This window comes from Parasphingorhabdus sp. (genome assembly GCF_041748495.1).
In the GTDB taxonomy this organism is placed as follows: Bacteria; Pseudomonadota; Alphaproteobacteria; order Sphingomonadales; family Sphingomonadaceae; genus Parasphingorhabdus.
Window position 1 is genome coordinate 54,449 of sequence record NZ_JBGTDD010000146.1, and the last position, 18,708, is coordinate 73,156.

An 18,708-nucleotide genomic window follows, 5' to 3' on the forward strand; every position below is an offset into this window, starting at 1 on the left:
TCAGAAAGCCAAAGGTGCTTCCAGCTCTACCAGCGTCCAGGGCAGACCATGCTGGTTCAGCATGTCCATGAATGGGTCGGGATCAAATTCTTCCATGTTGAAGACGCCCTTGCCCTGCCACTGGCCGGACAGCATCAGCGCTGCGCCGATCATCGCCGGCACACCGGTGGTATAGCTGACACCCTGATTGCCGGTTTCCTCATAGGCCGCTTCATGGCTGCAGATATTCTTGACGTAGAGCGTCTTCTGGACGCCGTCCTTCATGCCGGTCGCGATCACGCCGATATTGGTATTGCCCTTGGTCGTCTCGCCGAGACTGGCCGGTTCGGGGAGCACGGCCTTCAGGAACTGCAAGGGAATGATCTCGCGGCCTTCGTACATCACCGGATCGATCCGGGTCATGCCGACATTCTGCAACACTTCCAGATGGGTCAGATAGGCATCGCCAAAGGTCATCCAGAAACGGATCCGCTGGATTTCGGGGAGATGCGTCTTCAGCGACTCGATTTCCTCGTGATACATCAGGTACATGTTCTTCGGGCCAACCGCCTCGAAATCAAATTCCTGCTTCTGGGTCAGCGGTGGTCCCTCGACCCATTGGCCATTTTCCCAATGCCGCGAATTGGCCGTGACTTCCCGGATATTGATCTCGGGATTGAAATTGGTGGCAAAATGCTGGCCGTGATCGCCGCCGTTGCAGTCGAGGATATCGAGCGTGTCGATCCGGTCGAAATGATGCTTCTTCAGCCAGCAGGTGAACACGCTGGTCACGCCGGGGTCAAATCCCGATCCCAGTAGCGCCATGATCCCGGCATCGTTGAACCGGTCCTGATAATCCCACTGCCATTTATATTCGAACTTCGCTTCGTCGCGCGGTTCGTAATTGGCGGTGTCGAGATAGTCGGTCTTGGTCGCCAGGCAGGCATCCATGATCGGCAGGTCCTGATAGGGCAGCGCCAGATTGACCACCAGATCCGGCTTTGCCTGCTGGATCAATCCGGTCAGTGCTGGCACGTCATCGGCGTCAATCTGCGTGGTCGCGATAGCGACGCCGGTCCGCTGCTTCACCGAATCGGCGATGGCTTCGCATTTCGGCAGCGTTCGGCTAGCCAATAAAATCTCGGTAAAAGGCCCATCACCTGTTGCTATCAACTGCGCCATTTTGTGCACCGCCACCGAACTGACGCCGCCTGCGCCGATCACCAATATCTTGCCCATATTTTTCACTCTAAATGCTGGAGAAATGTGAGTCCCGCATATAGGGAGTGACCATGACAGAGCAATACCTGATGGACCCTGACCGGCAACCAACCTTGGCGGGCGTGGAGCGGGCGGCCAAGAAAATCGCCGCTATCTTGCCCCTGACGCCGCTGCTGCCGCTCGAAATCGACGGCACCACCATCTGGTGCAAGGCGGAATGTCTGCAACCGATCGGCGCGTTCAAGATTCGCGGCGGATGGCACCGGCTCACCGATCTTTCCGAGGACCAGCGTCCGCGCGGTGTCGTCGCCTTTTCCAGCGGCAATCACGCGCAGGGCGTTGCCTGGGCGGCTCGCCGACTGGGCATCCCGGCAACAATCATCATGCCGGAGGATGCCCCCCGGGCCAAACTGGATAATACCAGGGCGCTCGGCGCGGACGTCGTCACCTACGACCGGATGAACGGATCGCGCGAACAGCTGGCCGCCGACCTTGCCGCCAAAACCGGGGCGGTGGTGGTGCCCAGCTTCGATGATCCGTGGATTGTCGAGGGGCAGGGCAGCTGCGGTCTCGAGATGCGCGAGCAGATGCTGGCCCTGACCGGCTCCGAACCCGACCAGATTGTCGCCTGCTGCGGCGGTGGCGGTCTGGCCAGCGGTTCTGCTCTCGCCAATCCTGATGCGGATATCGTGGTGGTTGAGCCGGAAGGCTGGGACGATATGAAAAAATCGCTTGAGGCCGGCACCATTGTTCCCGTGGGCGACAATCCTCCGGCGACCGAATGCGACGCGCTGCAGACACTCCGCGTTTCGCCGATCACCTTTGATATCTTGCAGGGCCGCCATGCTCTCGGCCTGTCCGTTTCGCAGGACGAAGTCCATCACGCCATGCGCGTTGCGTTTTCAAAACTGCGTCTGGTGGTGGAACCGGGTGGCGCCGTCGCCTTGGCTGCGATATTGGCCGGCAAGATATCGCTGACCGATCACACCGCCATCACCCTGTCCGGTGGCAATGTCGACAATCAGCTGTTTGCGAGAATCATTGCTGGTGATTAGAGCCTGATTCTCCTTTCCTACACCGACCCCGATCGGATATCGTCTCCGGTCGACCCTCGGTAAGTTCAGGTCAGGCTCTTTGACAGTTTGGATAAATTATAATGTAATCGTGCGCAGCGGCAAAACAGCGGCAAAATCGCTGGGATTGTCATAATCGGCCGAAAGGTCACGCTCGGCGCGGTGCGGAAGATCGAAAACAGCAGGGAATGCGCGGCTTTGGGGCAAAAGTCACAGAATTTAAAAACGCGGGTTGGTGTAAAGCAGTCGCGAACTGCAAGAGGGTTGGGCAGCGGTCGCTGAAAACCCGTCATTGGCCCCAACTTTCACCAACTTTGGCGATAATCTGCCGCGCATAGGGACGAGTGCATCTCGGAAATTAGGCAGCGATCGCCAGTTCCATGTCCATCCGGCTCCAGATTTCCACCAGCGCCTTGGTCAGATCAACCATCATCGCTTCGCTATGCGCCGGGCCTGGCGTGAAGCGCAGCCGTTCGCTGCCGCGCGGGACCGTCGGATAGTTGATCGGCTGCACATAGACGCCATATTCGGCGAGCAATATATCGCTGATTTTCTTGGCCTTGATCGGATCGCCAACCAGCAAGGGAACAATATGAGTGGTGGAATCCATCACCGGCAAACCTGATGTGGCAAACAGATTCTTGAGCGTCTGCGCCGCAGCCTGCTGGCCGTCCCGCTCCGCGGTCGACTGTTTCAAGTGACGAATACTGGCCAATGCACCAGCGACCAGAACCGGAGACAGGCTGGTGGTGAAGATGAAGCCCGGCGCATAGGAGCGGATTACGTCGACGATTTTCTGGTCGGCCGCGATATAGCCGCCCATCACGCCCACAGCCTTGGCCAATGTGCCCTCAACGATGGTGATCCTGTGGGCGGCGTCGTCCCGTTCGGAAATGCCGCCACCGCGTTTGCCATACATGCCGACAGCATGCACTTCATCGCAATAGGTCAGCGCATTATATTTGTCGGCGAGATCGCAGATCGCGTGCAGCGGTGCGATATCGCCATCCATCGAATAGATGCTTTCAAAAGCGATCAGCTTCGGCACTTCCGGATCTTCGGCGGCCAGCAATTCTTCGAGATGTTCCAGATCATTGTGCCGGAAAACCCGCTTTTCGCAGCCACTGTTCTTGATGCCGGCAATCATCGACGCGTGGTTCAGTTCGTCGGAATAAATGATGCAGCCCGGCAATATCTTGGTCAGCGTGGACAGCGTCGCTTCGTTCGAAACATAGCCGGAGGTGAACAGCAAGGCACCGGACTTGCCGTGCCAGTCGGCCAGTTCCCGCTCCAGCTGGATATGATAATGGGTGTTGCCGCCGATATTGCGCGTGCCGCCGGAACCGGCGCCGACATCGTGCAGCGCCTCTTCCATCGCCTCGATCACGTCGGGATGCTGCCCCATTGCCAGATAGTCGTTCGAGCACCAGACGGTGACCGGTTGCGGTCCGTTATGATGCGCGAAACATCGGGCATTGGGGAACGAACCCTTGTTCCGTAAAATGTCAATAAAGACCCGATAGCGTCCCTCGGCATGCAGCCGGTCAATCGCCTGTGAAAAAATCTTGTCGTAGTCCACTATGTCACCAAATCCTGCGTCAAATCTGTTCTTGCGGTCTTCTTGAAAGGGCTCTTAGCGGCCTTTTTCCATAATTTCCAGCGCGAACCACTCGCAATAAGACATGTCTGATCATCGGCTCACAGCTTTTCAAACCGGTCGATGCCATATTGCCGGAAAGCGGATCGATACGGGCTGATATCTTCAAGACCGCCGGTCGTTACAAATATGCCTGTGCCGCTTTCTGCCGGCCAGGCCATGTCCCGCGTCAGATAGGCGATCCGCCGGGCAATGCCCATCGCCCCGTCGATAAACTGGATCGGCCTTTGTGCCGCCACTGCCAGTTCATCGCGCAGCAACGGGAAATGGGTGCAGGCGAGAATGACGGCGTCGATCCGCTCTCCGCCATGCTGATCAAGCAATCCGGCCATGGCCTCTGCGATCGCCCGGCGATCCGGTTCCTCTCCCCGCAGCTTCGCTTCCGCTGCATAAACCAGTTCGGGCGCGGCATGGCGCAGCAAGATCTTGTTCGAAGCAAAATCGGCCGCGAGTCGGTCGACATAAGGCTGCCGGATTGTTGCCCGCGTGCCCAGCAGCCCAATCACCCCGGTCTTGCTGCTCTCGCTGGCCGGCTTGATCGCGGGCACGGTCCCGACCACCGGGATATCCAGCGCCGAACGGACATGATCAAGCGCAATGGTCGACGCCGTGTTGCAGGCAATGGTCGCCAGTGCTGGCCGGTAGCGCTCGACTAGCCGGCCGAGCAGCGCAGGGACCCGCGCTGCCAGTTCCGCTTCGGACTTCATGCCATAAGGCAGACCGGCATAATCCGCGGCGTAGACGATCGGCGCGCGTGGCAGCAATTTCATCGTCTCGGCCAGCACCGACAGCCCGCCGACACCGGTATCAAAAAACAACAGGGGCGGGCATTCACTCATTTGCACTTCGTTCATGCGTTGCCCATAGCCAGATGTGCAGGGCAACGGCAACCGCTTCGATTCGTCTGACAGGCGTTTGCCCTTGGCCGTTTTTTTCAACGAGATGCTTGCTCAACCTTGAACCGGAATATAGCGCGAAATCAACAGGGGGTAATGTCAGTGCAATCTATGTGGGTAGAACCAATATTGGCGTTGTTGTTCGGCTATATGCTCGGCTCGATTCCGTTCGGCCTGCTATTGACGCGCCTGAGCGGTGGCGGCGATCTGCGCCAGACCGGATCCGGCAATATCGGCGCCACCAATGTCTTGCGCACCGGCAACAAGGCCCTGGCCGCGCTGACCCTGTTGCTCGATATGGGAAAGGGCTATGCGGCGGTCTGGATCGCTCTGCAATTTCCCGGCGAACTGGGCGTCCTGGCTGGCCTGGGTGCCTTTCTCGGCCATCTCTATCCGGTCTGGCTCAAATTTGTCGGCGGCAAGGGCGTGGCGACGCTGCTCGGCATTGTCGCCGCCCTGATGCCCGTGGCCGGGTTGATATTTGCGGTCACCTGGCTTGGTGCGCTTGCGCTTTGGCGCTATTCTTCCGTAGGAGGAATGCTGGCAGCGATCTCCGTACCGATCGCCGCATTCGCCCTTGGAGAATATGCGATGTTGCCCATGTTCATCGGTCTGGCCCTGCTGGTTCTGTGGAAGCACCGCTCGAATATCGAGCGGCTGATTGCGGGCGAGGAACCGAAGGTCGGGTCGACCAAAAAGGCCTGAAATGAATGGAGCCAAATCAGGAAGTATTTGACCGGCTCCGGCTCATCCGATCCGAGAATGTAGGACCCGTCACTTACCGGCACCTGCTCAGGAGATTTGGTTCCGCGGCACGCGCACTGGACGCCATTCCGGATCTGGCCGCCCGCGGCGGCGGACGATCACCGCGTATCGCCGACGCCAGGCAGATCGACTCCGAACTTAAGGCGATTCAGAAGCTCGGCGCTGCCATGCTGTTTCTCGATGACCCCGGCTATCCGCAGCTGCTGGCGGAACTGGGCAACGCGCCGCCGCTCTTGCTCTGGCAGGGCAGACTGGAACTGCTCAACCGGCCAATGGTCGCAATGGTCGGTGCACGCAACGCCTCGGCCGCCGCCTGCCGCTTTGCCCAAAATCTCGCTCATGGTCTGGCGGAATCGGGCGTATCCGTTGTTTCTGGATTGGCGAAGGGGATAGATACCGCCGCCCATCAAGGTTCGCTCACAGCGACCATTGCCGTTATCGCCGGCGGACTGGACGTTTTCTATCCGCACGAAAATGAACAATTCCAGCGCAAGATCGCCGAATCCGGATTGCTGCTGGCCGAACAGCCGCCCGGAACCGAGCCGCGGGCTCGGCATTTTCCCTATCGCAACCGGATCATCGCCGGACTGGCCAGAGGCACGGTCGTGATCGAGGCCGCACCGCGTTCCGGGTCTTTGATCACGGCCAGACTGGCGGCGGAAGCCGGCCGCCAGGTCATGGCGGTGCCCGGCTCTCCGCTCGATCCGCGATCAAGAGGCTGCAATATGCTGATTCGGGATGGCGCGATATTGGTACAATCGGTCGACGATATCCTGGAATTGATTCGCCATTTTGACGATCGCGCAGAATCGGCTGGTCACGACTTAGAATCGCCGCTCAATGAGGAAGCCATGATGACGCCTGAACCCGACCCGATCGCTGGCGAAACTGGCGTTCGCACACCGGTCGTGGATCTGCTCAGTATCACGCCCGTCACCATCGATGAACTCGTGCGACAATCGGGTCTGTCCTCGCCTGCGGTGCAAATCGCGCTGCTCGAACTGGAGCTGGCCGGACGCCTGACCCGCCACGCCGGTGCCCGGGTCAGCCTGTTGAACTGAGCATTGGTCGATCGGCTAATTTTCGATCGCCATTGACAAAAAACTTCATTCAGGGCCTTGACCTAAGCCCAATCCTTGTCACAGCCTCGCGCGTATACGTGAGAACAAAGAAAATCGGAACCTATGCAGCTAGTTATCGTCGAGTCGCCCGCCAAGGCCAAAACCATTGAAAAATATCTGGGATCGGATTTCAAGGTATTGGCGTCCTATGGCCATATTCGCGATCTTCCACCCAAGGATGGGTCGGTCGATCCGGACGATGGATTTGCCATGACATGGCAGAATTACGCCGACAAGAGCAAGCAACTGAAAGCAATCACCGACGAATCGAAAAAGGCCACCCGCCTGATTCTCGCGACCGACCCTGACCGGGAAGGGGAGGCGATCAGCTGGCACGTACAGGAAGTGCTGCGGATTAAGAAAGCGCTGCCAGATATCGTCGACCGGGTAACCTTCAACGCGATTACCAAGGCAGCCGTGACCGAAGCCATGGCCCATCCGCGGGCGCTGGACGAGGATCTGATCGATGCCTATCGCGCCCGCCGGGCCTTGGACTATCTGGTTGGCTTTACCCTGTCGCCGGTATTGTGGCGCAAGCTTCCCGGCGCAAAATCCGCCGGCCGCGTGCAATCGGTTTCGCTCCGGCTGATCGTCGAACGGGAACGCGAAATCGAAGCCTTCAGGCCTCAGGAATATTGGTCGGTCACTGCTCAGATGGAGCAGGACGGGCAGGCATTCGAAGCCCGGCTGACGGTCCATGACGGCAAAAAGCTCGGCAAAATGGATTTGGCGAATGAAGGTCAGGCGATGCTGGCAAAGACCGCCGTTGAAAATGGCCTGTTCACGATCGAATCGATCGAAACTAAGCCACTCACGCGCAATCCACCCCCACCGTTCACGACTTCGACCCTGCAGCAGGAAGCCGCGCGCAAGCTCGGCTATTCCGCCAGCCACACGATGCGCATTGCTCAGCAGCTCTATGAAGATGGTGCCATCACCTACATGCGGACCGACGGCGTGCAAATGGATGGCAGCGCCATTTCAGCCGCCCGCAAGGCGATCACCGATCGCTATGACGCAGGCTATGTTCCGGATAGTCCGCGTATCTACAAGTCCAAGGCAAAAAACGCCCAGGAAGCGCATGAAGCTATCCGTCCGACCAGCTTCACCAAAAAGACCGTCGGCAGCGGCGACCATGCCAAGCTCTATGACCTGATTTTGAAACGCGCCATGGCCAGCCAGATGGCGTCGGCCCGGCTCGAACGGACCACCGTGGAAATGCTCGACGGAACCGGCAAGACAGGTCTCAGGGCAAACGGGCAGGTCGTCAAATTCCCTGGTTTTCTGGCACTCTATGAAGAAGGCCGCGATGACGACAAGGATGACGACGGCGGTCTGCTGCCGGCCATGTCCAAGGGCGACAGTCCAGCCAAGAAGTCGGTCGATGCGACTCAGCATTTCACCCAGCCGCCGCCTCGCTACAGCGAAGCCAGTCTGGTCAAGAAGATGGAAGAACTGGGCATTGGCCGACCATCAACCTATGCCTCGATCATCAAGACGCTGAAAGATCGCGCCTATGTCCGGATTGAAAAGAACCGGTTCTTTGCGGAGGAGAGCGGGCGCCTTCTGACCGGCTTTCTTGAGCGGTTTTTCGATCGCTATGTTGCCTATGACTATACCGCCGGACTCGAGGACGAACTCGACGAAGTCAGCGGTGGTCGGGCCCAATGGCAAGCTATTCTTGAAGCCTTCTGGCATGATTTTAAACCGAAGACGCTGGAGGTAATGGAAAAATTGCCGTCGGAAGTCACGGCAGAGCTCGACACATTCTTGGAGCCCTATCTGTTTCCGGAGAAGGAAGATGGCAGCGATCCCCGGCTTTGCCCGCGCTGTAACGAAGGCAAACTGGCCCTGCGCGGCGGCCGCTTTGGCGCCTTTGTCGCCTGCTCCAACTATCCGGAATGCAAATTCACCCGGCGTTTTGCCCAGGGCGGTGGTGCCAATGCCGAAGAGGATGAAGGCCCGCAGGAACTCGGTGTCGATCCAGACAGCGACGAAAAAATCACGAGGAAGGTTGGCCGATTTGGACTCTATGTGGAAAAGGGCGAGGGCAAGGAAGCCAAGCGATCGTCGATCCCCAAGGACATCCCGGCGGAAGATTTCGGACTCGAATGGGCGGTGAAGCTCCTTTCCTTGCCACGTGAAGTGGGAACCCACCCGGAAACTGGCGAAGTCGTGATGGCGCAAATCGGTCGCTATGGCCCCTATCTGAGCCACAATGGCAGTTCGGCGCGGCTAGAGAATACACAGGAAGTATTCGAAATCGGCATGAACGCGGCTGTCGCCAAACTGGCAGATGCGGCAAAAAGTGGCGGCGGTCGGGGTCGCGGCAAGATGGAGCCGCTCAAGATCATGGGCATGCATCCACGCACCGAATCCGAGATCAAATTGATGGATGGCCGCTATGGACCCTATGTAACCGACGGCACCACCAATGCGTCCTTGCCCAAAACAGTCGACAAGGATCAGTTGACCCTGGAAGAAGCAGCGCAGCTGATCGATGATCGCGCTGCCAAGGGACCGGCGAAAAAGCGGGCCAAGAAAGCGGCACCGAAAAAGAAACCGGCGGCAAAGAAAAAACCGGTTGCGAAAAAGAAACCCGCAGCCAAGAAAGCCCCGGCAAAAGCCAAAACCGCATAAACTGTCCTTCGACAAGCTCAGGACGAACGGAAAACCTTATCGCGATTGCCCCAAAACCCTTTCTGGCAGGGCGAGGGGGATCACGCGAAGCGTTGTGTAGGGGCTGTCCGTCCATGCGCAGAGCCCGAGCCAGATTCCCATTCCGCAAGGCTACCGCGATCGCCACCTCCCCGCACGCGGGGAGGATCTCTTACCCCTCGAACGGCGCCTTCGGTCCTTTTTCGATCAAGCCGCCCTGGCTTTCGAAATCATCGCGGCGACTTCGTCCAGTATCAACAGGCGCTGCTTTTTCAATTCCTCGCTCCGCTCGTCGGAGGCCGCTTCCACTTCCGCGGCTATCCGGTGAATTTCCTTGTTGATGTCATGATATCGATCGGAAACGGTCAGGAAATGCGCGTCTGACATTTTCAGATCGTGAAGAATATTGCCGTCGTTCGGGAATTCGGCATGGAGATCGTGGGCTACGTGGCTCATTTTATGGGATGGACGCCTCCTGCAGCCGCAGCGATAATTATTCGCCTCAATAACGGAATGGAGAAGGAGTAGGTAGATGGATGTATTGGCAATAGATTTGGGCAAGCAGTCTTTTCATATTCACGGGATAACCTCGGAAGGAGAGATTATTTCCCGGAAAGTCAGTCGAGTAAAATTGGAGGATACCGTAGCTAATTTGGCGCCGATAACGGTGGCCATGGAAGCTTGCGCCAGCGCGCATCATTGGGGGCGACAGTTCGAATCCCTGGGCATTATGGTGCGCCTTATTCATCCCCGTTTCGTGAAGCCGTTTGTTAAAGGCTCAAAAAATGATGCAGTCGATGCTGATGCCATATACGAAGCGGCTCTGCGGCCTACGATGCGATTTGTGCCTGTAAAAACAACAGAGCAACAGGATCTGCAAATGATACACCGAACCCGTGATCGGCTAATAACGCAGCGCACGGCTTTGATCAATCATATCCGCGGCCTTTTAGCGGAATATGGAGTTGTGATCCCTGTTGGTGCCTTTCGATTCCGCAACAATATTGCAGATGCGGTCGCTAGCGCGGCACTGTCCAGGCTGGCAGCAGATATGTTCACAGCGCTGATCGCCGAATTTCAAATGCTGGATACTCGGATTGCCGAGTTGGACCGCAAACTGGTCGATATCTGCAGGACGAACGAACAATGCCGGCGCCTGGCAACACTACCCGGCGTAGGTCCGGTCGTTGCCACTGCCCTTGTGGCAGCTATTGACGACGGGCGGCATTTTGCATCGGGCCGTGCGCTGGCAGCATGGATCGGTCTTGTGCCAAGACAATATACAACTGGCGGTAAGCCCCGTCTTGGCGGGATAGGTAGACGAGCCAACCATTATTTGCGCCGTCAACTGGTGCATGGCGCACGATCAGTTCTCTACAGGATAGATAACAAAGATGATCCCCGCTCTAAATGGGCTCAAGAGCTGCTTTCACGCGCTGGCCATAATAAAACGCTGGTAGCGATGGCCAACAAAACGGCACGAATGGCATGGGCAATGTTGCGTCATGGAGAAAATTACAAAATGGCATAAACGAGATCGCTGCTCAGGCAGTGAGAATGCGAGGTTGAATATGATGGTGTAACGGCAAGGGCCGCGATTTCAAAGCCTGTAAGGAACGATGGCCATAAAAGGCCGCTCATCTTAAAAGGCACTGAAGCAGCGGATCCCATCAAGGCCAGGAGCGTAAAAGCTTCATTCACAGGCCGGATAGATTCACGCATCCAATGCTGTCGGCACGATCAAAAAACAAACCTTGCGCAGGAGGCGTCCATAGATTGGTTCCTTGAATGATTGATTGTCTCGGACCGGAGTTGCCATTTTCCAGCCACCCGATTCCAAAATCGGAGATATTCGCCGGCACCGCTCGCGCCTATCCGTGAAACTACCTAGGGTGACGCCGGTCGGGTCGGTCACAACCGGTCGGACGTAGCTATTTGACCCAGTCCAGCCCCATATCCTGATACAGGCTGCGGTCTTCGTCCCAGTTCGCGCTAACCTTGACATGCAGGTAAAGATGCACCGGTTTCCCCAATATTCCGGATAATTCCGCCCGCGCCTTGGCACCGATTTCCTTGATCTGGTGGCCGCCCTTGCCGAGGATGATTGCCTTCTGGCTGGCCTTCTCGACCAGTATCTGCTGGTGGATCTCGAGCGAACCGTCAGGTCGCTCCTTATATTGTTCCATCGCTATCGCGGTTGCATAGGGGAGTTCTGCGTGCAGTTGCCGGAAAACCTGCTCGCGGGTAATTTCCGCTGCAAGAATGCGCTCGCTCGCATCCGAGACCTGATCGGCGGGAAAATGCCAGGGACCGTCTGGCATGGCCTCTACCAGATAGGATTTCAGTTCTTCCAGTCCGTCACCGGTTTTGGCGCTGACAAAGAATGTCTCGTCGAAATCGGCCAGTTCGTGCAGTTTGACGACATGGCCGAGCATCTTGTCTTTCGCCGCAATATCCACCTTGTTCATCACCAATATGGTTTTTTCCGAGCGGTGCTTGATCCGCTCGACAATCGAGGTGACCTTGGTCCCCAGTCCGGCGCGCGCGTCGACCAGCATCACGATGATATCGGCATCTTCCGCACCTTCCCAGGCAGCGGAAACCATGGCTCGGTCAAGACGGCGATGCGGTTCGAATATGCCCGGCGTGTCAACCAGCAATAGCTGTGTATCCTGTTCGATCGCGATACCCAGCAGCCGCGTCCGTGTGGTTTGCGGCTTGGAACTGGTGATCGCAACTTTCTGTCCAACCAGCGCATTGATCAGGGTGGATTTTCCGGCATTGGGAGCGCCAATCAATGCCACTACGCCGCATTTTTGAGTCATGTGAATTTTTCCAGAAATTTCTTTGCTGCTTCGGTTTCGGCTGCCTGAATCGCTGACGCGGTCGCCTCGACCTCGCCGATATTGCCGACGCTCACCCGAACGGTGAACTTCAGATCATGATGCGGCCCGCTTTTGTCGATCAGCTCGTAGGCCGGAACCTTGCGATTATTGGCCGCGGCCCATTCCTGCAGGGCGGATTTGGGATGTCTGATATCCGCAACAATCGCGGTGACCCGGCTGTCCCAGTGACGAATGATGAAATGGCGAGCAGCCTCCATGCCATGATCGATATAGACCGCGCCGATCAAGGATTCCATCACGTCGCCCAGCACCTTCACGCTATGGCGGGCGCCATCATCACGGGCCTGCTTGCCGAGCAGGATATGGTCGCCCACCCCGATATGCTTGGCGACATCGCCGCACACCGGGCCGGAGACCAGCCCATTCAGGCGCTGTGACAATTGGCCTTCCGGATCGTGCGGAAACTGGTGATAGAGATGGTCCGCGATCACCAGTCCCAATACCCGGTCTCCCAGAAATTCGAGCCGCTGATAATCTTTCTCGCCATGGCTGCCATGGGTCGCGGCCCGGATATAGAGTTCCGGTGTCAACGGCGGCTCACCGGTGATCTCTGCGATCCATTCCAGGAAGTCCGGCCGGCTCAAAACCTCTCTCCGATGCGGTCCCAGCGAGTGGCGCTAAACCAGGTCCACGGCTTGATCCATTCCGCCGAACCATCGGTTGAGAAGACCGAAACCAGCGCCCTGCCAACCAGATTCTCTTGCGGGACCATGCCGATAGCCTGACCCTCCTGTGCCGGAAAACGGCTGTCGGCGCTGCGGTCCCGGTTGTCGCCCATCAGGAACATATGACCATCCGGCACGACAAAGGCTTGCGTATCATCGCCTTCGGAATCCTCGTAAATATCCAGCGTGCGATAGGTCACTCCGTTGGGCAGTGTCTCCTGAAACTGCCGATAACGGCAAATCCTCGCACCTTCTGCTGCCGGCGATTCAAATTCGGGACGGAAACACGGACTGTTGGGCGTCACCGGATGCTCGAAATCCGCAATCTGCCGTCGCTCCACCGGGGTGCCGTTGATCGAGACAAGGCCATCGGTGACGTGAACAATGTCGCCTGACAGGGCAATCACCCTTTTGATATAGTCATCGCGCGCGCTGGGCGGCGCCTTGAACACCACGACATCGCCCGGTGTCGGTGAATTGGGCAATATCCGTCCGGGGATCAGCGGCGCGCTGAACGGCAGGCTATATTGGGAAAAGCCATAAGGCCATTTCGCGACCAGCAGATAGTCACCGACGACCAGTCGCGGTTGCATCGACTCCGACGGAATGTTGAATGGCGAAACAATGAAACTGCGCAATATCAGAATGAATAGAGCCAGTTTTACAAGGAACAGGACAAAGTCGCCGGTTTCCGATCGTTCTGCTTTGTTTCGCGCCATGGCGCCCCTTCGCCGACAATGGCATGGAGGTCAAGATTTCTTGCAATCTGTTGGCAGCAGCCATTTTCAACTTGAGGCCTACCAGTCCGGCGGATAGGGCAGGGCCGGTCAACGGGCGCGCAAATTTGAGACTTTACAGATCGGATGAAAGAATGACTTCAGACCATTGGCGAACGATCAAGACACTCCCCCACATCTCGCTCACCCAGTTGTTCGCGGCAGACAGCGACCGGGTAGCCAGTTTCGCGCTGGAACAGGCGGGCATCTATTTCGATTTTTGCAAAACCCATCTGGACCAGGCTGCCTTGCAAGCCTTTCAAACACTGGCCGACGACATTGGCCTTTCCGCAAAGATAAATGCGCTCCTGTCGGGAGAAGCTGTCAATATCAGTGAAGGCCGGGCCGCTGAACATTGCGCCGAACGCGGTACCGGCAAGCCGGCGAGTGTGGAAAATGCCCGGGCCCTGCACCAGCGCATGAAAAGCCTGATCGAGGTGATCAGCTCCGGCGCGCTTGGTGATTTTACCCAGATCATCCATCTCGGCATCGGTGGTTCGGCTTTGGGTCCGAAAATGCTGCATCAGGCGCTCGCGCTGGGCGATGAAAAATATGAACTCGCCATCGTCTCCAATATCGATGGTGCCGCGCTCGAGCCGGTGCTCGAGCGTTTTTCTGCCGACAAGACGCTGCTGGTCATCGCGTCCAAGACATTCACCACCGCGGAAACGTTGCTCAACGCGCAATCGGTACTCGACTGGATGCGCGAACAGGGCATTGCCGATCCGCTAGGGCAGGTTGTTGCGCTGACCGCCAGCCCGGAACAGGCAGTGACTTGGGGTGTCGATGAAACCCGCATCCTGCCCTTTTCCGATACCGTAGGCGGGCGCTATTCCTTATGGTCGTCGATTGGCTTCAGCGTCGCCCTGGCGCTGGGCCATGACCGGTTCGAAGATTTACTCGCCGGCGCGGCGGCGATGGACGCGCATTTCCAGACCGCGCCCTGGGACAGGAATATCCCTGTGATCGCGGCCTTTGCCGATCAATATTACGCCCAGGTGCGCGGCTGTGAAACCCGCGCTGTCTTCGCGTATGACGAGCGGCTCGGCCTGCTCCCCGACTATCTCCAGCAACTGGAAATGGAGAGTAATGGCAAGTCCGCGACCCTCGACGGCGAACCGCTCGCCCTGCATTCCAGTCCGATCATCTGGGGCGGCGTGGGCACCGATGCCCAGCATGCCGTGTTCCAGCTGCTCCATCAGGGCACCCATCTGGTGCCGGTCGAATTTCTCGCGGTCATCGAACCAGGCGATTCGCTGCACCCGGCGCATCATCAGGGGCTGCTGCTCAACTGCTTTGCCCAGGGGGCAGCTCTGATGACCGGTAAAAATTCCGATGACTGTCATCGAAACTATCCGGGTGACAGACCGTCGGCAACTCTATTACTGGAGGATCTGGACGCGCGGACGCTGGGTGCGTTGCTCGCATTCTACGAGCACCGGACTTTTGTGAACGCAGCCCTGTTGAACATCAATCCCTTCGATCAGTTCGGCGTGGAACTGGGCAAGCAAATGGCCAATGCCCTGTCGGCCGAAGATGGTAACCGGCTCGATGCATCGACCGAAATACTGAAACAGCGGGCTTTCGCCGGTTGAATATTAGGAACTACACATGGCAGACTACGATTATGACCTGTTCGTTATCGGGGCGGGTTCCGGAGGAACGCGGGCCGCGCGGGTTTCGGCTTCTTATGGTGCCAAAGTGGCGGTGGCCGAGGAATATCGCGTCGGCGGGACCTGCGTGATCCGCGGTTGCGTGCCGAAAAAGCTGCTGGTCTATGGCTCCCATTTTTCCGAAGAACTGGAAGACGGCAGGAATTTCGGCTGGACCTGGGACAATGCCCGGTTCGATTGGCCGACCCTGCGTGATCATGTGCTCAAGGACGTCGATCGGCTTAACAAGGCCTATACCGAGACGCTGAAAAATCACGACGTCGAGATCATCCTTGAACGGGCCGAACTGACCGGACCGCATGACATCAAGCTGGCCAGCGGCAAGACCGTGACCGCCAGATATATCCTGATCGCTGTCGGTGCATGGCCGGCAAAAGCAGAGTTTCCTGGCAGCGAACTCATGTCCACGTCCAACGACATGTTCCATCTCGAAAAACTCCCGGAAGCCATCATCATTTCGGGAGGCGGCTATATAGCCAACGAATTTGCCGGTATTTTTAACGGCCTGGGCTGCGACGTCACGGTCGTCAATCGGTCCGACGTCATCCTGCGCGGCTATGATGAAAGCGTCCGCGACCGCCTGATCCAGATCTCGCTGGCCAAGGGCATCAAATATAATTTCAACTGTACCTTCGACAAGATCGAAAAGCGCGACGACGGCGCACTCGACGTCTATATGGATGGCGACGACAAACCCCTGCAGGCAGATGTCGTCCTCGCCGCCACCGGCCGGCGCCCCAAGATCGAGGGCCTGGGACTCGATCAGGCCGGAGTCGAGACCGACGACAAGGGTGCAATCAAGGTCGACGAATATAGCCAGACCAATGTGGAGAGCATCTACGCCGTCGGCGATGTCACCGACCGGGTGCAACTGACCCCGGTGGCCATCCGCGAAGGCCAGGCCTTTGCCGAAACCGTCTTCAACGACAATCCACGGACGGTCGACTATGACTGCATCCCCTCGGCGGTCTTTTCCCAGCCACCGATCGCCTCGGTCGGTCTCACCGAAGGCGAGGCACGCGAGAAATATGGCAATATCAAGGTTTACTCGTCCGATTTCCGCGCGATGCGCAATGTATTCGCCGATCGCGCGGAACGCAGCCTGTACAAGATGATCGTCGAACATCCGTCCGAGAAAATCCTCGGCCTGCACATGATAGGCCCCGACGCACCGGAAATATTGCAGGCGGCAGCGGTGGCGGTGAAGGCCGGGCTGACCAAGCAGGCCTTTGACGATACCGTCGCGTTGCACCCCAGCATGGCCGAGGAACTGGTCCTGCTCAAGTGACGCTACGGCACCCCTTGGTTACAAATGAAATTTAATCATTCAATTAATCTCTATTGACGATTGCCTTTCAGGCCATTCATTGACTAGGGCATATCGCGAAACGTGATTCACCCTGGGGGACCGATGTCAGACATTATCGCACAACTGGAAGCCAAGCGCGCCGAGGCCATGCTCGGCGGCGGACAGAAACGGATCGACAGCCAGCATGCCAAGGGCAAGCTGACCGCGCGTGAGCGACTTGATATCCTGCTCGACGAGGATTCGTTCGAGGAAATCGACATGTATGTCGAGCATAATTGCGTCGATTTCGGCATGGATGAGCAGCATATCCCGGGTGACGGCGTGGTCACCGGTTCCGGCACGATCAACGGCCGGCTGGTCTTTGTTTTCTCGCAGGACTTTACCGTATTCGGCGGATCGCTCTCCGAACGCCATGCGGAAAAGATCTGCAAGGTGCTCGACAATGCAATGAAGGTCGGCGCACCGGTCATCGGTATCAACGACAGCGGCGGCGCCCGCATTCAGGAAGGCGTTGCCTCGCTCGGCGGCTATGCCGATGTGTTCCAGAAGAATGTCCTTGCCAGCGGTGTCATCCCGCAGCTCAGCCTGATCATGGGGCCCTGCGCCGGCGGCGCGGTCTATTCGCCGGCTATGACCGACTTCATCTTCATGGTGAAGGACAGCAGCTATATGTTTGTTACCGGTCCCGATGTGGTCAAGACGGTGACCAACGAGATTGTGACCCAGGAAGAGCTGGGCGGGGCGGTGACGCACACGACCAAGACCAGCGTCGCCGATGTTGCCTATGAGAATGATATCGAGGCGCTGCTCGCGGCGCGCGACTTCATCGATTTCATGCCGCTGTCCAACCGCGAGGAAGTGCCCGAACGGCCGACTGCCGATCCTTGGGACCGGCTCGAGGAAAGCCTCGACACGCTGATCCCGGCCAATGCCAATCAGCCCTATGACATGCACGAGGTCATCCGCAAGATGGTCGACGAAGGCGATTTCTTTGAGGTCCAGCCGGCCCATGCCGGCAATATCATCTGCGGCTTTGGCCGGATCGAAGGCGCCACCGTCGGCGTCGTCGCCAACCAGCCGATGGTGCTCGCCGGTTGCCTCGACATCAACGCATCCAAGAAAGCGGCGCGTTTCGTCCGCTATTGCGATGCGTTCAATATCCCGATCGTCACTTTGGTCGATGTCCCGGGCTTCCTGCCCGGTACCAGCCAGGAGCATAACGGCATCATCAAGCATGGCGCCAAGCTGCTCTTTGCCTATGCCGAGGCGACGGTGCCGAAAATCACCATCATCACCCGCAAGGCTTATGGCGGCGCCTATGACGTGATGGCGTCCAAACATCTGCGCGGCGATCTCAACTATGCCTGGCCGACCGCCGAAATCGCTGTGATGGGCGCTAAAGGCGCGGTCGAGATCATCTTCCGCGGCAAGACTCCGGAAGAAATCGCCGAGCGCACCGCCCAATATGAAGCCCGCTTTGCCAACCCGTTTATCGCGGCGCAAAAAGGCTTTATCGATGAGGTGATCATGCCGCATTCCACCCGGCGGAGAGTGGCGCTGGGGCTACGGAAGCTGCGCAACAAGCAGCTGGAGAACCCTTGGAAGAAGCATGACAATATTCCGCTTTAATTTACTCTCAATGTTTATGGCTGTGGGCCTCATGAATGCTGCAACAGCAGCGGGAGCCGAGCAATCACCGGCCGGGCCCGGCGCTTTCATTAGCGGAGGTGAATTGCTTCAATATTGTTCCATTCCCGCGTCGACGGGTGCTGAACGCAATTTTGATGAATTCTGTGTAGCTTATATAATGGGTGTCGTTGACCTTCATCATCTCTCCGCAATTCCAACTGGTAAACAGAAAAATTTCTGCTTGAATGAAGGTGTCGAAATTGAAGGTCTCGCAAAATATGTGAAGGACTGGATCGGGGCCAACTCGGAACAACGTAATCTTCCCGCCTCCTTCCTGATCGTGCTTGCGCTTAAAGACAATTTCCCATGCAAATAATGAC

Annotated in this window: 16 protein-coding genes; 9 read left to right on the forward strand and 7 right to left on the reverse strand. The window is 57.6% G+C overall.

Features of this window, described 5'->3' with window-relative positions; translation table 11 throughout:
* A complete protein-coding gene (locus ACEW8J_RS13050; protein ID WP_373492124.1) occupies window positions 1–1,218 on the reverse strand; it encodes a saccharopine dehydrogenase C-terminal domain-containing protein in 1,218 nt (405 codons plus the stop codon).
* Window positions 1,219–1,271: 53 nt separating this feature from the next.
* Between ACEW8J_RS13050 and ACEW8J_RS13055 the strand changes: the two genes are divergently transcribed.
* Complete coding sequence (locus ACEW8J_RS13055; protein ID WP_373492079.1) at window positions 1,272–2,255, forward strand: threonine/serine dehydratase; 984 nt, start codon at window positions 1,272–1,274, stop codon at window positions 2,253–2,255.
* Between the two features lie 376 nt (window positions 2,256–2,631).
* On the opposite strand, the gene hemA is transcribed toward ACEW8J_RS13055, so the two are convergent.
* Both hemA and murI read right to left on the reverse strand, forming a co-directional pair.
* Window positions 2,632–3,852, reverse strand: a complete 1,221-nt coding sequence (gene hemA, locus ACEW8J_RS13060) for a 5-aminolevulinate synthase (protein ID WP_373492080.1) — start codon at window positions 3,850–3,852, stop codon at window positions 2,632–2,634.
* A gap of 119 nt (window positions 3,853–3,971) precedes the next feature.
* Window positions 3,972–4,784: a glutamate racemase gene (gene murI, locus ACEW8J_RS13065; RefSeq protein WP_373492081.1), complete on the reverse strand. Its 813-nt coding sequence runs from the start codon at window positions 4,782–4,784 to the stop codon at window positions 3,972–3,974.
* A gap of 138 nt (window positions 4,785–4,922) precedes the next feature.
* Here murI and plsY point away from each other — a divergent pair, with 138 nt between their 5' ends.
* From plsY to topA, 3 genes are all read left to right on the forward strand, one after another.
* The gene (gene plsY / locus ACEW8J_RS13070; protein WP_373492082.1) at window positions 4,923–5,531 is read left to right on the forward strand and encodes a glycerol-3-phosphate 1-O-acyltransferase PlsY; all 609 of its coding nucleotides are present in this window, start codon (window positions 4,923–4,925) and stop codon (window positions 5,529–5,531) included.
* Window positions 5,532–5,536: 5 nt separating this feature from the next.
* The gene (gene dprA, locus ACEW8J_RS13075; RefSeq protein WP_373492083.1) at window positions 5,537–6,652 is read left to right on the forward strand and encodes a DNA-processing protein DprA; all 1,116 of its coding nucleotides are present in this window, start codon (window positions 5,537–5,539) and stop codon (window positions 6,650–6,652) included.
* Between the two features lie 123 nt (window positions 6,653–6,775).
* A complete protein-coding gene (gene topA, locus ACEW8J_RS13080; RefSeq protein WP_373492084.1) occupies window positions 6,776–9,352 on the forward strand; it encodes a type I DNA topoisomerase in 2,577 nt (858 codons plus the stop codon).
* Between the two features lie 225 nt (window positions 9,353–9,577).
* On the opposite strand, the gene ACEW8J_RS13085 is transcribed toward topA, so the two are convergent.
* Window positions 9,578–9,826, reverse strand: coding sequence for a YdcH family protein (locus ACEW8J_RS13085; protein ID WP_373492085.1), 249 nt, complete (start codon window positions 9,824–9,826; stop codon window positions 9,578–9,580).
* 76 nt (window positions 9,827–9,902) lie between these two features.
* On the opposite strand from ACEW8J_RS13085, the gene ACEW8J_RS13090 reads away from it, so the two are divergent.
* Window positions 9,903–10,901 carry an IS110 family transposase gene (locus tag ACEW8J_RS13090; protein WP_373492086.1) on the forward strand — a complete coding sequence of 333 codons (999 nt, stop codon included), beginning with the start codon at window positions 9,903–9,905 and terminating at the stop codon, window positions 10,899–10,901.
* A 400-nt stretch (window positions 10,902–11,301) separates the two neighbouring features.
* Here ACEW8J_RS13090 and era read toward each other — a convergent pair whose 3' ends face one another.
* Genes era through lepB form a run of 3 tightly spaced genes read right to left on the reverse strand, consistent with a single transcriptional unit; the run spans window position 11,302 to window position 13,660 of the window.
* Window positions 11,302–12,195, reverse strand: coding sequence for a GTPase Era (era, locus tag ACEW8J_RS13095; RefSeq protein ID WP_373492087.1), 894 nt, complete (start codon window positions 12,193–12,195; stop codon window positions 11,302–11,304).
* Window positions 12,192–12,860 (reverse strand): ribonuclease III, encoded by a 669-nt coding sequence (rnc, locus tag ACEW8J_RS13100; RefSeq protein WP_373492088.1) that lies wholly within the window; start codon window positions 12,858–12,860, stop codon window positions 12,192–12,194. Before rnc ends, era begins: the two co-directional genes overlap by 4 nt.
* Window positions 12,857–13,660: a signal peptidase I gene (gene lepB / locus ACEW8J_RS13105; protein WP_373492089.1), complete on the reverse strand. Its 804-nt coding sequence runs from the start codon at window positions 13,658–13,660 to the stop codon at window positions 12,857–12,859. The genes rnc and lepB overlap by 4 nt, the downstream gene beginning before the upstream one ends.
* A 152-nt stretch (window positions 13,661–13,812) precedes the next feature.
* On the opposite strand from lepB, the gene pgi reads away from it, so the two are divergent.
* The 4 genes from pgi (at window position 13,813) to ACEW8J_RS13125 (ending at window position 18,704) form a co-directional block, all read left to right on the forward strand.
* Window positions 13,813–15,312 (forward strand): glucose-6-phosphate isomerase, encoded by a 1,500-nt coding sequence (pgi, locus tag ACEW8J_RS13110; protein ID WP_373492090.1) that lies wholly within the window; start codon window positions 13,813–13,815, stop codon window positions 15,310–15,312.
* A gap of 16 nt (window positions 15,313–15,328) precedes the next feature.
* A complete protein-coding gene (gene gor / locus ACEW8J_RS13115) occupies window positions 15,329–16,678 on the forward strand; it encodes a glutathione-disulfide reductase (RefSeq protein ID WP_373492091.1) in 1,350 nt (449 codons plus the stop codon).
* 123 nt (window positions 16,679–16,801) lie between these two features.
* Window positions 16,802–18,328, forward strand: coding sequence for an acyl-CoA carboxylase subunit beta (locus ACEW8J_RS13120; RefSeq protein ID WP_373492092.1), 1,527 nt, complete (start codon window positions 16,802–16,804; stop codon window positions 18,326–18,328).
* A complete protein-coding gene (locus ACEW8J_RS13125; RefSeq protein WP_373492093.1) occupies window positions 18,309–18,704 on the forward strand; it encodes a Rap1a/Tai family immunity protein in 396 nt (131 codons plus the stop codon). The genes ACEW8J_RS13120 and ACEW8J_RS13125 overlap by 20 nt, the downstream gene beginning before the upstream one ends.
* The last annotated feature ends 4 nt before the right edge of the window (window positions 18,705–18,708 follow it).